The organism is Amorphoplanes digitatis, assembly GCF_014205335.1.
GTDB classification, from domain to species: domain Bacteria; phylum Actinomycetota; class Actinomycetes; order Mycobacteriales; family Micromonosporaceae; genus Actinoplanes; species Actinoplanes digitatus.
Window position 1 is genome coordinate 814405 of the sequence record NZ_JACHNH010000001.1, and the last position, 15145, is coordinate 829549.

General features: G+C 71.5%; 12 protein-coding genes. 6 read left to right on the forward strand and 6 right to left on the reverse strand.

The genetic code is table 11. The features are described 5' to 3' along the window. Positions 1 to 36 precede the first annotated feature (36 nt). The 3 genes from BJ971_RS03810 to mce form a co-directional block, all read right to left on the reverse strand. The gene (locus BJ971_RS03810; RefSeq protein WP_184989852.1) at positions 37 to 1476 is read right to left on the reverse strand and encodes a Laminin subunit beta-1; all 1440 of its coding nucleotides are present in this window, start codon (positions 1474 to 1476) and stop codon (positions 37 to 39) included. A 239-nt stretch (positions 1477 to 1715) separates the two neighbouring features. Then, positions 1716 to 3005: a DivIVA domain-containing protein gene (locus BJ971_RS03815; RefSeq protein WP_184989854.1), complete on the reverse strand. Its 1290-nt coding sequence runs from the start codon at positions 3003 to 3005 to the stop codon at positions 1716 to 1718. 280 nt (positions 3006 to 3285) lie between these two features. After that, positions 3286 to 3738 carry a methylmalonyl-CoA epimerase gene (gene mce, locus BJ971_RS03820; protein WP_184989856.1) on the reverse strand — a complete coding sequence of 151 codons (453 nt, stop codon included), beginning with the start codon at positions 3736 to 3738 and terminating at the stop codon, positions 3286 to 3288. Between the two features lie 140 nt (positions 3739 to 3878). Here mce and BJ971_RS03825 point away from each other — a divergent pair, with 140 nt between their 5' ends. The 3 genes from BJ971_RS03825 to BJ971_RS03835 all read left to right on the forward strand — a co-directional run bounded on the left by BJ971_RS03825 (position 3879) and on the right by BJ971_RS03835 (position 7728). Further along, positions 3879 to 5063, forward strand: a complete 1185-nt coding sequence (locus tag BJ971_RS03825; RefSeq protein WP_184989858.1) for an acetyl-CoA C-acetyltransferase — start codon at positions 3879 to 3881, stop codon at positions 5061 to 5063. A 2-nt stretch (positions 5064 to 5065) separates the two neighbouring features. After that, a complete protein-coding gene (gene meaB / locus BJ971_RS03830) occupies positions 5066 to 6049 on the forward strand; it encodes a methylmalonyl Co-A mutase-associated GTPase MeaB (protein WP_184989860.1) in 984 nt (327 codons plus the stop codon). A gap of 86 nt (positions 6050 to 6135) precedes the next feature. Next, the gene (locus BJ971_RS03835; RefSeq protein ID WP_239087504.1) at positions 6136 to 7728 is read left to right on the forward strand and encodes a GGDEF domain-containing protein; all 1593 of its coding nucleotides are present in this window, start codon (positions 6136 to 6138) and stop codon (positions 7726 to 7728) included. Here the strand turns inward: BJ971_RS03835 and BJ971_RS03840 are convergent. Then, positions 7725 to 8321, reverse strand: coding sequence for a PadR family transcriptional regulator (locus BJ971_RS03840; RefSeq protein WP_203709364.1), 597 nt, complete (start codon positions 8319 to 8321; stop codon positions 7725 to 7727). The two genes, BJ971_RS03835 and BJ971_RS03840, sit on opposite strands and share 4 nt — an antisense overlap. 64 nt (positions 8322 to 8385) lie before the next feature. Between BJ971_RS03840 and BJ971_RS03845 the strand changes: the two genes are divergently transcribed. Together BJ971_RS03845 and BJ971_RS03850 are read left to right on the forward strand one after the other, a co-directional pair. Continuing rightward, positions 8386 to 9567 (forward strand): FAD-dependent oxidoreductase, encoded by a 1182-nt coding sequence (locus tag BJ971_RS03845; protein ID WP_184989862.1) that lies wholly within the window; start codon positions 8386 to 8388, stop codon positions 9565 to 9567. Between the two features lie 198 nt (positions 9568 to 9765). Next, entirely contained in the window at positions 9766 to 10881 is a 1116-nt protein-coding gene (locus tag BJ971_RS03850; protein WP_184989864.1) for a sugar ABC transporter substrate-binding protein, read from the forward strand. A gap of 27 nt (positions 10882 to 10908) precedes the next feature. On the opposite strand, the gene BJ971_RS03855 is transcribed toward BJ971_RS03850, so the two are convergent. Together BJ971_RS03855 and BJ971_RS03860 are read right to left on the reverse strand one after the other, a co-directional pair. Beyond that, the gene (locus BJ971_RS03855) at positions 10909 to 11499 is read right to left on the reverse strand and encodes a hypothetical protein (RefSeq protein WP_184989866.1); all 591 of its coding nucleotides are present in this window, start codon (positions 11497 to 11499) and stop codon (positions 10909 to 10911) included. A 163-nt stretch (positions 11500 to 11662) separates the two neighbouring features. Then, positions 11663 to 13207 (reverse strand): M4 family metallopeptidase, encoded by a 1545-nt coding sequence (locus BJ971_RS03860; RefSeq protein ID WP_184989868.1) that lies wholly within the window; start codon positions 13205 to 13207, stop codon positions 11663 to 11665. 157 nt (positions 13208 to 13364) lie between these two features. On the opposite strand from BJ971_RS03860, the gene icmA reads away from it, so the two are divergent. Continuing rightward, complete coding sequence (icmA, locus tag BJ971_RS03865) at positions 13365 to 15038, forward strand: coenzyme B12-dependent isobutyryl-CoA mutase large subunit (RefSeq protein ID WP_184989870.1); 1674 nt, start codon at positions 13365 to 13367, stop codon at positions 15036 to 15038. Positions 15039 to 15145 lie beyond the last annotated feature (107 nt).

Sequence of the window (15145 nt, forward strand, 5' to 3'; positions counted from 1 at the left end):
CGGTGCCCGCCACTCGCTTGTCCGAAGTCGCGCTGCTCAGTCCGCGTCGACGCCGACCCGGCTGTCCGCCGGACGGGGCGTCACCTTGGCCGAGGCGCTGATCTTCGCGGGGGCGGCCGAGCCGGACGCCGTGGGCCCGGGGACCGCCGCCGTGGCCGTCTCGGGCGCCGCGTGCTGGCCGACCGACGTCATGGGTGAGGGCGACTGCGCGCCGACGTGTGCCTGGCCGGCGGCCGGTGCGGCCGGCTCCTCGTCCTCGTCATCGTCCGGGGACGCGGCGGCCGCGAGGACCGCGGCGGCGGCCAGCTCGGCGACCCGCTTGGCCTCCTTCTGCACCTGGCGGCGCACGTCGGTGGCGCGGCGCTCCGCGGCCTCCCCGGCGCGCTTCGCCTCGGCGACGTGCTCGAGCTCGGCCTCGAGCTCCTTGGTCACCTCGGCCAGGCGCTGCTGCACCAGCGCCTCGTCCTTTTCGGCGGCCTCAGCCCGCTCCTTGGCCGCGGCGACCTTCCGCTCGGCCTCGGCGACCTCCGCGTGGGCGGTCTCCAGGTCCTTGCCGGCCCGGTTGATCTTCTCCTGTTGGGCGGAGATCTCCTTGCGGGTCGAGGTGGCCTGCTCGTCGGAGCGGCGCAGCACCTCCTCCGCGTACTTGTCGGCCTCGCTGCGCAGGTCGGCGCACTGCTTCTCGACGCTCGAGCGCATCTGGGTGAGCTCCTGGGCGACGGAGGACTTCAGCTCGGTGCGCTCGCGCTCGGCATCCGTGCGCAGCTTCGCGACGTCCTGCTGGGTCTTGGCGCGCAGCGCCTTCATCTCCTGGTCGGCCTGCATCCGGGTCGACTTGGCGTAGCCGTCGGCCTCGGCGCGGGCCCGCTGCGCCTCCTGCGTGGCCCGCTCGCCGAGCTGCTTGGACTCGGCGCGGGCGCGGGCGAGCGTCGACTCGGCCTCCGCGCGCATCTGCTCGGCGGCCTGGCGGCTGGTGGCGACGGCCTTCTCCGCGGCGGCCCGCCGGGCGACGTCGGCCTTCTCCTCCTCGGCGCGGCGGGCGGCCAGGGCGATCTCGAAGTCGCGGACGCCGTCGTGGGCGTGCGCCTCGGCCTCGCCGCGGATCCGCTCGGCCTCGGCGAGGCGGGCGGCGATGTCGTCGGCGGCGGCGCGCTTGATGTCCGCGGCGACCTCCTCGGCCTTGGCGAGGATCTCCTCGACCTTCGGGCCGAGGTGGCGGAACGAGACCTCGGCGCCGATGCCGGGCTGGCGCCGCGACTGGGCGGCCTCCTGCTGAAGCCGGTCGATCTGCCCGGCCATCGCCTGTATCTGCGAATAGGCCTGCTCGCGCTCGGTCGCCAGGGTGGCTATCTCGCTCTCGGCACGCGCCACGTAGCGCTCGACCTGCTTCTTCTCATAACCCCGCAGGGCGGTCTCGAAGCTGGGCTCGGAGGCTGCGTCTCCACCGAGGCCGAAGATTTCCCCGCCATGCGACATACTTTCCATCCTCACATACGCATCGTCCCGTGACGTGTCGATACACACCGCCTGGCGGGAGTAAGCGTCTCGTTGTGATTTGTCGTGTTCAGGTGCTCAGGCTACGTATGAAAAACGAACGGACCGCACCGGAGGGAGCTCCGGTGCGGCCCGCAAACGCCTTCGCACAACCGGCCCGGTCATATCAACCGTTGCGCACGCCAAAGGGTGGCGCAACCGGGGACCGAGTGGCAAACGACTCAGCTCGTCTTGGCGGCTGCCTCGGTCTTGGCGGCCTCGGGTGCCCGCTGCGGCGGGGTCTCGGTCTTGGCCTCCGCCTGCTTGATGACCTCGGCCGCCTGCGCCGCGGCTCCGGGCGTCGGCACCAGGCCGGAGAGGCCGGAGAGCATCTGGCCCAGCTGGTTGGTGACGGCGTCCTTCTGGCGGGTCAGGTCCTCGACCTCGCGCTTGGCGGCCTGCGTGGTGAGCTCGGCCTCCGTGCGGGCCGAGCTGAGCATGCGGCCGGCCTCGGCGCGGGCCTCGGTGACCGTCTTCTCCGCGAGGGCGCGGGCCTTCTCGACCGTCTCGACGGCGTTGCGCTCGGCCTCGACGCGGCGGGTCTCGGCGCGCTGGCCGATCTCCTTGGCGCGCTCCTCGGCGGCGCGGGCGCGCTGCTCGGCCTCGGCCACCATCTTCTGGGTGGCGTTGACCTGGGCGGCGTGCCGCTGTGACTCCTCGCGCTCGCTCTTCTCCCGGCGCTCCGCGGTCTCCAGCGCGAGGGCCTGGAGGTCCTTGTCGCGCTTGTCGCGGGCGTCGGTCAGCATCTTGGTGGCCTCGGCGCGCTTCTCCTCGGCCTCGCGGGCCGCCTTCGCGCGCAGCTGGGTGATCTCCCGCTCGGCGGTGGCGCGCAGCGAGGCGACCTCACGCTCCACGGTCGACTTGAGCTCGGCGACCTCGTGCGCGGTGACCGTGCGCAGCTGCTTGGTCTCGCGGTCGGCGTCGGAGCGCAGCGTGTCGGCCTCGCGGCGGGCCTGCACCCGGTTCTCCGCGGACTCGCGCTCGGCCTGCGTGCGGACCTGCCCCGCCTCACGCTCGGCGGTCGCCTTCATGGCGGCGGCCTCGGCGCGGGCCTTGTCGGTGATCTCGCGCGCCTCGAGCCGGGCCGCGGAGAGGATGCCCTCGGACTCCCGCTTGGCCTCGTTGCGGTGGTCGTTTGCCTGTTCCTCGGCCAGCCGGAGGATCTGCTCGACCCGGGTGCCCAGCCCGGAGAGGGTCGGCCGGTTGTTCTCCTCGAGGAGCTTGGTGCTGTCGGCCAGCTTCTGCTCGAGGGCGTTGAGGCGCTGCTCCGCCTGGCGCAGCCGGCGCTGCGCGTCGTTCATCCGCTGCTCGGCCTCACCGCGGGCCTGCTCGGACTGGTTCAGGGCGGCGACGAGCCGGCCGAGGTGACCATCCACCTGGTGGCGGTCGTATCCACGCAGGACGACGGTGAAGTCGTGCTGCGAATTTGCGGTCTCGAAAAACGCGAGATTGGCATCCTGCTGCTGGGGCATTGGGACATACTGGCAGACCCCCCAGGGGGCCACGCAAGAGCGTACGGGCCTGGTATTCCGGCCTAAGATCACCTTCGGCATGGCCACCGAGGGCCGGTGTCGGCCGTTCGGTGGGCACCGCGCCGGGCTTGCCCGCAGAGCGTTGTCGCGCCGCTACCTGCTGTGCTGCCCGAAATCGGAGGTTCGTCGCACGGGGCCGCCGGTCGGCGCTCCTCGATGGTGACGATCCTGCCAGGCCCCGGGGCTGGCGTCAGGACGTTTCACCCGCAAGGCTGACGAATCAGGCGGGCTGGACCAGCTCCACGAGTACGCCGCCGGCGTCCTTCGGGTGCACGAAGTTGATCCGCGAGCCGGCCGTGCCGCGCTTCGGCTCGTCGTAGAGGAGCCGGAGCCCCCGGGCGCGCAGCGCGGCGCCGGCCGCCTCGACGTCGGCAACGGTGTATGCCAATTGTTGAAGCCCGGGCCCGCTGCGGTCGAGGAACTTCGCGATCGCCGAGTCGGGCCGCAGCGGCGCGAGAAGCTGGATCCGCGCGCCGGTGCCGTCGTCGCCGGCGGCGAGCATCGCCTCGCGCACGCCCTGCTCCTGGTTCGTCTCCTCGTGCACGCAGCGCATGCCGAAGATCTGCGCGTAGAACGCGATGGCCTCGTCCAGGTCCGGGACCGCGATGCCGACGTGGTCGACGCGGAGCAGCCCGACCTCCGGCAGGGAGTCAAGGTCGCGAAGTGATTCCATGTCGGAGAGTGTGACATTCTCGCGGCGATCCCCGATGGGTAACGGTACGGCGCCGGGCTAGGCTGACCCTAACCATCGTTCAGGTGCCGCGCCCCGGGTGTCCCGGCCGCGGCCGCCGCAACCGGAAAGCGAAGCCACCCGTGACCAGCTCGGTGATCGTCAGCGGCGCCCGTACGCCCATGGGCCGCCTCCTCGGCAACCTCAAGAACGTGCCGGCCACCGCCCTCGGCGGTCACGCGATCGCCGCCGCGCTGGAGCGCGGCGGGGTCGCACCCGGCCTGGTGCAGTACGTGATCATGGGGCAGGTGCTCCAGGCCGGCACCGGCCAGATCACCGCCCGGCAGGCCGCGGTGGCGGCGGGCATCCCGATGACGACGCCGGCGCTGACCGTCAACAAGGTCTGCCTCTCCGGCCTTGACGCCATCGCGCTGGCCGACCAGCTGATCCGCGCGGGCGAGTTCGACATCATCGTGGCCGGCGGCATGGAGTCGATGACCAACGCGCCGCACCTGATGATGGGCCAGCGCCAGGGCAAGAAGTACGGCGACATCCTGGTCCGCGACCACACCGCGTACGACGGCCTGACGGACCCGTGGGACGGCGTCTCGATGGGCGAGTCCACCGAGCGCAGCGGCGCCGACCTCGGCATCACCCGCGAGGAGCAGGACGCCTTCGCCGCGCTGAGCCACCGGCGGGCGGCCGCCGCGCAGGTCAACGGCCACTTCGCCGAGGAGATCGTCGCGGTACCGACCGGCCAGCGCGGCGCGGACGTCACCATCGACACCGACGAGGGCGTGCGGCCCGACGCGACCGCCGAGTCGCTCGGCGCGCTGCGTCCCGCGTTCGCCAAGGACGGCACCATCACGGCCGCCAGCTCCTCGCCGATCTCCGACGGCGCCGCCGCGGTCGTGGTGATGAGCCGGGCCAAGGCCGAGGAGCTCGGGCTCACCTGGCTGGCCGAGATCGGCGCGCACGGCAACGTCGCCGGCCCGGACAGCTCGCTCCAGGCGCAGCCGGCCAACGCGATCAAGCACGCGCTCGGCAAGGCCGGCCTCTCGGTCGGCGACCTCGACCTGATCGAGATGAACGAGGCCTTCGCCCAGGTCGTGCTGCACTCGATGCGCGAGCTGAAGGTGAGCGAGGAGATCGTCAACGTCAACGGCGGCGCGATCGCGCTCGGCCACCCGATCGGCATGTCCGGCGCCCGGCTGGTGCTGACGCTCGCGCTGGAGCTCAAGCGGCGCGGCGGCGGGCTCGGCGCGGCCGCGCTCTGCGGCGGCGGGGGCCAGGGCGACGCTCTTCTCATCAAGGTGCCCACCGCTTGATCATGGGGCAGGATGCGGGGGTGAACACCTCCCCGCGTCCCGGCCGGGACGTACCGACGCTGGTGAGCCGGGCGCGTGAGGGCGACCCCCGTTCCGTCGCGCGCCTGATCAGCCTCGTCGAGAACGGCGACCCCAAGCTGCCGGAGGTCGCCGCGGCGCTGGCGCCGTACTCGGGCCGGGCACAGGTCGTCGGCCTGACCGGCTCGCCCGGCGTCGGCAAGTCCACGACCACGAACGAGCTGGTCCGCGCGCTGCGCAAGGCGGGCGTGCGGGTCGGCGTGCTGGCCGTCGACCCGTCAAGCCCGTTCACCGGCGGCGCGATCCTCGGCGACCGGATCCGGATGCAGGACCACACCACCGACCCGGGCGTCTACATCCGCTCGATGTCCAGCCGGGGCCACCTCGGCGGCCTGGCCGCCGCGACCCCGCAGGCCGTGCGGGTGCTGGAGGGCGCGGGCTGCGACGTGGTGCTCGTCGAGACCGTCGGCGTCGGCCAGGCCGAGGTCGAGATCGCGTCCCTGGCCGACACCACGCTGGTGCTGCTCGCGCCCGGGATGGGCGACGCGATCCAGGCGGTCAAGGCCGGCATCCTGGAGATCGCCGACGTCTTCGTGGTCAACAAGGCCGACCGGCCCGGCGCCGACGCCACCTACCGCGACATCCAGGGGATGCTCTCGCTCGGCGAGCGCGGCCCGGGCGACTGGCGGCCGCAGGTCGTGCGGGCCGTCGCGGTCAAGGGCGAGGGCGTCGACGACGTCGTCGACGCGATCGGCAAGCACCGCGCCTGGCTGGAGTCGTCCGACCGGCTCCGGGACCGGCGCGAGGCGCGGGCCGCCGCGGAGGTCGAGGCCATCGCGCTCGGCACGCTGCGTGCCCGGCTGGGCTCCCTGCGCGAGGGTACGGCGCTGAGCGACCTCGCCGCCCGGGTGGCCGCCGGTGAGCTGGACCCGTACGCCGCCGCCGACGACCTGATCCGGGGCCTGTAGGAGGTCACACCCGCGTCGCCGCCGAATGACTTCATTCCCACCCCCGGGAAGTCGATCGGAACGGTGACGACCGGGAGGCGGTAGAGGTGGACTACAGCGTCATGGGCGCCGGGGAGCTGTCGAACGCGCTCCTGGCGATCGAGGACCAGGTCGTGACCGACGTCGATGGCAACCTCGCCGCCGCGGTCGAGATCGAGCGGCTGGCCGGGCCGCTGGGCGACGAGCTCCTGCTCGCCCGGGCCCGGCTCTGCGCGGCGAGCCTGCGGCTGCGCTCCGGCGACGTCGCCACGGCCACCCGGCAGATCTACGCCCTGCTCGAGTGGGCCACCCGCTACGGCGACCGCCGGCTGCTGGCCCGCGTCTACCACGCCTGCGCGAACGCCTCCCTGCTGGCCGGTGACGCGGACAAGCGGCTGGAGCAGGCGCTGAGCGCGGTCGAGCTGCTGGACGAGACCGACACCCCGTACATGCAGGTGTCCTACCGCCTTCGGCTGGCCGAGGCGCTCTCCCGCAGCAGCACCATCGACGCCGCCCGGCCCCGCTTCCGCCAGGCCGAGCAGCTGGCCCGGGAGCTGGGTTACTGGGAGATGCTCCCGGTGGCCCTCAACAACTGGGCGTACGGCGAGTTCCTCGCCGGGGAGTTCGCCCGCTCCGAGCAGGTGGCCAACCGGCTCCTCGAGCACGCGGCCGCGCACGGCGTCGACCTCGGCCCCGCCTACCTGGACACCATCGGCGCGATCCAGATCGAGAACGGGCTGTACGCCGAGGCCGAGCGGACCATGCGGCTGTGCATCCAGCGCTGCGCCGCCGGGGAGAGCGACAACGCCGACGACATGGCCGAGTACCAGCTGACCCTGGCCCGGGCCCTGCGCGGGCTGGGCGAGCTGGAACAGGCGCAGGCCGGCCTGGACCGCTCCCGGTCGCTCTGCGCCGAGCGGGAGCTGCACACGGTGCTGGCCCGGCTGCACCAGGAGCAGGCCGAGCTGTACGCCGCCCGCGGCGAGTACGCGGCGGCGTTCGCCGAGCAGAAGGTGGCCTTCGCCGCCGCCGAGAGCCTGCGGGTCAGGGAACGGCAGTCGCAGGCGCAGACCCGGCAGGCCATGTTCGAGACCGCCGAGGCACGCCAGGACGCCGAACGGTTCCGGGAGCAGGCCCGCCTCGACCCGCTGACCGGGCTGCGCAACCGCCGCTACGTCGACGAGGAACTACCCGCCCTGATCGCCGGGGATCCGGACCTCGCCCTGGCGATCGCCGACCTCGATCACTTCAAGCGGATCAACGACACGTTGTCGCACGACACCGGCGACCAGGTGCTGATCCGGATCGCCGAGCTGCTGAGGACCGGCCTGGCCCGCGCCGCACCGGAGGGTTTCGCGGCCCGTCTCGGCGGCGAGGAGTTCCTGCTCGTGCTGCCGGCCACCCGGCTCGCCGCGGCCGCCGGGCATCTCGACGAGATCCGGCGGACCATCAGCGGGTACGGCTGGCGGGACGTGACCGGCGAGCTGCCCGTCACGATCAGCATCGGCGTCGCCGCCGTCGGCGAGACATCGCCGCGCAGCCTGTCCGCGACGCTGGCCACCGCCGACCGCAACCTCTACGCCGCCAAGGGCGCCGGCCGCGACCGCGTCGTCTCCGGCACACCCCCCGAGCACCGCCGCCGCGCCTACCGCGATCGCTAGCTGAACTCGGCGAGCGTCTGGTTGATCAGGTTCTCGTCCCAGGTCAGCCGGCCCGAGGCCAGGTCGTCCACCAGCGCGCCCAGCCAGGTGAGCTCGGCGCCGAGCATCGCGGCGCGGTACTCGTCCTCGATGAGGAAGAGCCGGGGCAGCCCGGGCGGCGCCTGCCCCTGTATCTGCGCGACCTTCTCCCGTAGCGCGGCGATGCGCCGCTCCAGCAGCGCGCGTACCTCGGCCGGGTCCAGGATCGGCAGGAACGCCAGCGCGGCCGGGAACTCCGGGAACTCCCGGGCCGGCGTCGGCAGCATGTCGGTTAGCCACCGGCGCAGCGTCGCGCTGCCCGCGGGAGTGATCTCGTAGACCGTTCGCTCGGGGCGACCGGGCTCGCGCGTGGTGCCGCCGGGCCGGGCCAGGCCGTCCCGGACCAGCCGGTCCAGCGCCTGGTAGACGCTGTTGCGCTGGGCGACGTTGACGAGCTGGTCCTGGCCGCGCTCCTTGATCATCTGCTGCATCCGGTACGGGTGCATCGGCGCCTCGGCCAGCAGGGCCAGCAGCATCATCGCCAGCGTGGACCGGCGCGGCTCCGCAGACGTCATGGTCCACAGCCTAGGGGTGTTCTCAGGGTTGCCGGACCATAGTCATGGCATGCATAGTCATTGTATGACTAAAAACGTTGTCGTCGCCGGCGGTGGCATCGCCGGCACCGTCGCCGCCATCGCACTGCACCGCGCCGGGTTCGCCCCGCTCATCCACGAGGCACACGAGCGCGGCGCCGACGAGCGCGGCGCGTTCCTCACCGTCGCCGTCAACGGCCTGAACGCCCTGCGCGCGCTCGGCCTCGACCCGGAGCGCCTGTTCGCCGCCGGATTCGCGACGCCGGCCATGGCGTTGCGCAACGCCGCCGGGCGGCACCTGGCCGAGCTGCCGCTGGGCGGCCCGCTGCCGGACGGCACCACGACCACCACCATCCGGCGCGCCGACCTCTACCTGGCGCTGCGGGCGGAGGCCGAGCGCCGGGGCATCCCGATCGCGTACGGCAAGCGCCTCGCCGGCCGCACCGTGCGGCCCGGCGGTGTCACCGCGCACTTCGAGGACGGCACGGAGGTCGACGCCGACCTGCTGGTCGGCGCGGACGGCCTGCACTCGCGTACCCGCGCGGCGCTGGACCCGGGCGCGCCCGCGCCGCGCTACCTGGGCCTGCTCAACGCCGGCGGCTTCACGTCCGGGCCGGTGGATCCGGCGATCGCGCCGGAGCGCGGCGTCATGCAGATGGCGTTCGGGCGGCGGGCGTTCTTCGGCTGGGCGACCGCGCCCGACGGCTCGGTGTGGTGGTTCGCCAACCCGGCGCGCAAGCACCCGGCCGAGCCGGGCGAGTGGAGCCCGGCGTCCTGGCGGGACCATCTGCTCGAGCTGGTCGCCGGCGACGGGGTGCCGGCCGCCGCGCTGATCCGGGCCAGCGACGAGATCGTCGGCCCGTGGAACACCTGGGACCTGCCGCGGGTGCCGGTCTGGCGCGACGGGCGGACCGTGCTGATCGGCGACGCCGCGCACGCGGTCTCGCCCTCCTCCGGGCAGGGCGCCTCGATGGCCATCGAGGACGCGGTCACGCTCGGCCGCTGCCTGGCGGCGCGCGACGACATCGCGGGCGCGCTGGCCGAGTACGAGGGGCTGCGGCGGGAGCGGGTGGAGAAGGTCGTCGCGTACGGGCGGCGCAGCGGCAGCACCAAGACCGTCGGACCGGTCGGTGCGCTGTTCCGCGACGCGCTGACCCCGATGGTCATGCGGCTGCTCTACCGCAAGGGCGACCCGCAGGCCTGGATTCACGAGTACCGGGTCGGCTGAGGGTCCCTGCGCCGCCGCTTTCGATCATCCGGACAAACGCCCCACAGTGTTGATATAGCGATGTGTGTGACTAAAGCGGATCGCCGGCAGTGACCTTGGGTAGCGATGCGTATCCATTCAGTTTCATTGACGATCAATGGGTTACGCAGCGCGGATGACTGGTAACCTTGCCGCCCTCTGCCCGGGAGGAAAGTCGCGATGCGTTCCAAGATGTTCGCTCTGGTTGCGGTCGGCCTGATCGCGCTCGGTGGCACAGCCGCCTGCACCAACGATGGCAACTCCGGCGCCTCCAACGACAGTGGCGGCACCCGCGGCGGTGGCGGCGGCGGCAAGGTCGGCGTGATCCTCCCCGACACCACCACCTCCCAGCGCTGGGGCACCGACGACCCGAAGCTGCTGAAGGCTGCCTTCGACAAGGCGGACGTCCCCGTCGACATCCAGAACGCGCAGGGCGACAAGCAGAAGTTCGCGCAGATCGCCGACGGCATGATCGCCGACGGGGTCAAGGTCCTGATGATCGTCAACCTGGACTCGGGCACCGGCAAGGCCGTGCTGGACAAGGCGAAGGCCGCCGGCGTCAAGACGATCGACTACGACCGGCTCACACTCAACGGCGGCGCGGACTTCTACGTCAGCTTCGACAACGAGGCCGTCGGCCGGCTTCAGGGCAACGGCCTGGTGCGCTGCCTGGGCGAGAAGGGTCTCAGGAACCCGATGATCGCCGACCTGAACGGGTCGCCGACCGACAACAACGCGACCCTGTTCAAGGTCGGCTACGACGAGGTCCTCCAGCCGAAGTACGACAGCGGCACGTTCCTCAAGGGACCGGACCAGTCGGTCGCCGACTGGGACAACGACGAGGCCGGCGTCGTCTTCCAGGAGATGTGGGACCAGACCAACAAAAAGATCAACGGCGTCCTGGCGGCCAACGACGGCCTGGCCAACGCCACGATCGAGGTCCTGAAGAAGAGCAAGATGAACGGTCAGGTCCCGGTCACCGGCCAGGACGCGACCGTTCAGGGCCTGCAGAACATCCTCGCCGGCGACCAGTGCATGACGGTCTACAAGGCCATCAAGAAGGAAGCCGACGCCGCCGCGGACCTGGCCATCAAGCTCTACAAGGGCGAGCAGGTCGGCGGCGACGACCGGGTGAAGGACCCCGAGTCCGGCGCCTACGTGCAGTCGTTCCTCGAGGACCCGCAGGCCATCTTCAAGGACAACATCAACGTGGTCATCAAGGACGGCTTCGTCGAGAAGAAGGCCGTCTGCTCGGGCCGCTTCGCGCCGATGTGCAGGGAAAACGGCATCAAGTAGTTCGCACGACCCGGCGCACCGCGCACCTCAAGAGGACCGTCGCAAGTAGCGCAGGCTCGTCTTGAGGTACGCGCGCGGGCCGGCGTCGACGGATCGCACCCAGCGCGGACGGCGCTCGCCGCGCATGATCGCGTAGCGGGCCAGCGCATAGCCGTACATCGGCGGGGTGAGGCGGCCCAGGCGAGTCGCGCGGAGGCCGGCCTCGTCGGCGGTGGCGTGCGAGAACGCCGGCGCCGCGTTCGCGGTGATGACACCCAGCCCCAGGAAGACCGTCAACAGGTCGTCCGCGGGCTCCTCGTCGACCTGGTCGGCGGTCATCCGCTTCTCACCGACGAGCCGCTCGTACGCCAGCGCGCGTGCGATAGTGGCGACCAGCAGCAGCGGATTCCGGTAGATCGACCCGCCGAGCGTGATCACCGGCCGCGCGCCGGCTCCGCCGGCGGCGAACCCCACGCGGATGTGCTCCGGCGCGACGTCCATGTAGCCGCAGACGTTGACCACGACACGGCGGATGTCCTGTTCGGTGCCGTCATAGGCGCCGGGGAAGAACTCGTCCGTGAGTGACACCACGGGCGACTCCAGCCAGGCCGCTCCGAACTGGTCGACGAACCAGGACATCCTGTCGTCGATCCACTGCCGTTCCCGAGCGGCAACAGGGCATTCAGCCTCGAACCACACCGTTGCCACCCTCTACGGATCGAATGTCTGGAGTTCTTGATATGCGGATGCCCGGCGGTGCTCGTGGCACCACCGGGCATCGGGTCGATCAGACGGGCCAGGTTCAGCAGGCCGCGTCGGTTCCGGCCACGTTGACCGCGGTCCAGGCCTTCTGCACGGCCTTGTACTCCGTGCCGCACTTGCCGTAGAGGTCGGTCGCGGCCGAGAGGGTGTAGCCGCGGGCCGACTTGTAGTTGGTGCTCGAGGTGAAGTAGGTGCTCAGCGCGCGGTACCAGATCGCCGCGGCCTTGGTGCGCCCGATGCCGGTCACCGCGGCGGCCGAGCCACACACCGGCGAGGTGCCGTACGCGGTGGCGCCGGTGCCCTCGGCGAGGTTGAAGAAGAAGTGGTTGCCGACGCCGGAGGAGTAGTGCACGTCGACGCTCTTCGTGGTGGTCGACCAGCAGCCGTGGCCGCTGCCGTCCAGCGTCGGGTTGTACATGTAGCGCAGCGGCTTGCCGTTGCCGCTGATGTTGATCTTCTCGCCGATCAGGTAGTCGCCGGCGTCGCTGCTGTTGCCGGCGTAGAACTCGACCATCGTGCCGAAGATGTCGGAGGTGGCCTCGTTCAGGCCGCCGGACTCACCGGAGTAGGTCAGGTTGGCGGTGCGCTCCGTGACGCCGTGCGACATCTCGTGGCCGGCCACGTCGAGGGAGACCAGCGGGCGGGCGTTGCCGCTGCCGTCGCCGTAGGTCATCTGCGCGCCGTCCCAGAACGCGTTGACGTAGGCGCTGCCGTAGTGCACCCGCGACGGCACGCCCGTGCCGTTGTTGAAGATGCCCCGGCGGCCGAACGTGCTGTTGTAGTAGTCGTACGTCTTCGCGGCGCCGTAGTGCGCGTCCACCGCGGCCGACTGGCGGCTGGAGGTGGCGCCGGTGCCCCAGACGTTATCCGCGTCGGTGAACAGCGTGCAGGTGCCCGAGGTCTTGTTGTTCATGTCGCACGTGGTGCCGTTGCCGTGCGCCGCGTCCTTCAGGCTGAAGCTGGTGGTCGACACCTGGGTGGTGTCGATCGAGACCGTGCCCGAGTAGACGCTCTTGCCGCTGCCGGTGGCCGTCTCGACGGTGTCCCAGGAGCTGAGCACGGCGCCGGTGTTCGCGTCGCTCACGACGTGCAGCCGGGACGGGGTCTGCCCGTCCTCGCCGAAGCCCTCGACGACCGTCTCGTACGCCAGCGTGCCGGAGCCGCTGGTGGCGTCGACGACCAGTTCGGGGGTGCCGATCCGGCTGACCGTGCCGGTGAAGTGCGCCTTGGCCGTCGCGCTCGCGGTGGAGGCGGCGCGCTTCGGGGTGGTGCTCAGCGTCAGCGGCGCGGCGAGGCCGACCGAGGCCTGGCGGAACGCGCCGCCCGCGGTGGCGTGCATGACGAAGTCGCCGCCGAGGACTCGGAGCCCCTCGTGGGTGCGGGTATAGCGCACGTGCGTCGTACCGTCGCTGTCCTTCGTCGTGGCCTTGACGGCGAAGGCGTCCGCGTCGCTCGCCTTGATGGTGGCGAGGTGCGCGGACGGCGAGAGGGGATCGGGCGCGGCGGCGGCGGACGTCGCACCGGTGCCCGCCAGCAGACCGCCCATGAGCAGGGCGGAGCCGACGGCGGCGAGGGGTCGTTTCACGTGAACTCCTGAACGGTGGGGGACCGTGGCGGTAGCCACCCATGTAGATCTACCGATTGGAGATCGTTCTGTGAACATGCCGAAAAAGTCATAACCTCGACGAGGGGGGCCCGAAGAGGCCTTAGCGATCGTTCAGCTTTGCGCATACGATGGCGCCATGGACGCAGCCGACATCGCCGCCGGCCGGGAGCGCTGGCAGCAGCGCTACGACGCCGCGCACAAGCGGGACGCAGACTTCACCACGTTGTCCGGTATGCCCGTCGAGCCCGTGTACGGGCCCGCGGCCGGCGACAGCTACGCGGACTTCGAGCGGATTGGCTGGCCGGGCGAGTTCCCGTACACCCGGGGTCTCTATCCCACCGGGTACCGCGGACGGACCTGGACCATCCGCCAGTTCGCGGGCTTCGGCAACGCGCGGCAGACGAACGAGCGCTACAAGATGATCCTCGCCGCCGGCGGCGGCGGCCTGAGCGTCGCGTTCGACATGCCGACGCTGATGGGCCGCGACTCCGACGAGCCGCAGTCGCTGGGCGAGGTCGGCCACTGCGGCGTGGCGATCGACTCGGCCGCCGACATGGAGGTGCTGTTCGACGGCATCGACCTCCAGCGGACGACGACCAGCATGACGATCTCCGGCCCGGCCGTGCCGATCTTCGTGATGTACCTGGTCGCCGCCGAGCGCCAGGGCGCCGACATCGGCAAGCTCGACGGCACCCTGCAGACCGACATCTTCAAGGAGTACATCGCGCAGAAGGAGTGGCTCTTCGAGCCCGAGCCGCACCTGCGCCTGATCGGCGACCTGATGGAGTACTGCGCCGCCGAGATCCCGAAGTACAAGCCGCTCAGCGTCTCGGGCTACCACATCCGCGAGGCCGGCGCGACCGCCGCGCAGGAGCTCGCGTACACGCTGGCAGACGGCTTCGGCTACGTCGAGCTGGGCCTGTCCCGCGGCCTGGACGTCAACACGTTCGCGCCCGGCCTGAGCTTCTTCTTCGACGCGCACGTCGACTTCTTCGAGGAGATCGCCAAGTTCCGCGCCGCGCGCCGGATCTGGGCACGGCACCTGCGCGACGAGTACGGCGCGACAAGCGAGAAGGCGCTGTGGCTCAAGTTCCACACGCAGACCGCCGGCGTCTCGCTGACGGCGCAGCAGCCGGTCAACAACGTGGTCCGCACGGCGGTCGAGGCGCTCGCCGCGATCCTCGGCGGCACCAACTCGCTGCACACCAACGCACTCGACGAGACCCTCGCACTGCCGACCGACGAGTCCGCCGAGATCGCGCTGCGCACCCAGCAGGTGCTGATGGAGGAGACCGGGGTGACGAACGTCGCCGACCCGCTCGGCGGCTCCTGGTACCTCGAGGCGCTCACCGACCGGATCGAGGCGGAGGCCGAGGAGATCTTCGCCCGCATCCGCGAGCTGGGCCACGACGGCAGCCTGACCTCGGGCATCCTGCGCGGCATCGAGGACGGCTGGTTCACCGGGAACATCGCCGAGGCGGCCTTCGTCTACCAGCAGGCCCTGGAGAAGGGCGAGAAGCGCATCGTCGGCGTCAACGTGCACACCGGCACGGTCGCCAAGGACCTGGAGATCCTCCGGGTCTCCCACGAGGTCGAGATCGAGCAGAAGCGCGCGCTTGTCGCGCGCAAGGAGGGCCGCGATCCCGTACGCGTACGTGAAGCGCTGGCGCGGCTCGTCGAGGTCTCGCGTACCGAGGAGAACATGATCCCCGCGATGCTCGACGCCGCCCGCGCGGAGGCGACCCTCGGCGAGATCTGCGAGGCGCTCAAGGGCGAGTGGGGGATCTACCGGGAGCCGGCCCGCTTCTAGCGCACAGGGCGACACACGCCGATACCCCGGGGCTCAACAGGGCTCCGGGGTACCCGGTGTGACGTCCGATATCGCCTGCCCGGCGCCGACGCGGACAGCCCGGCCAG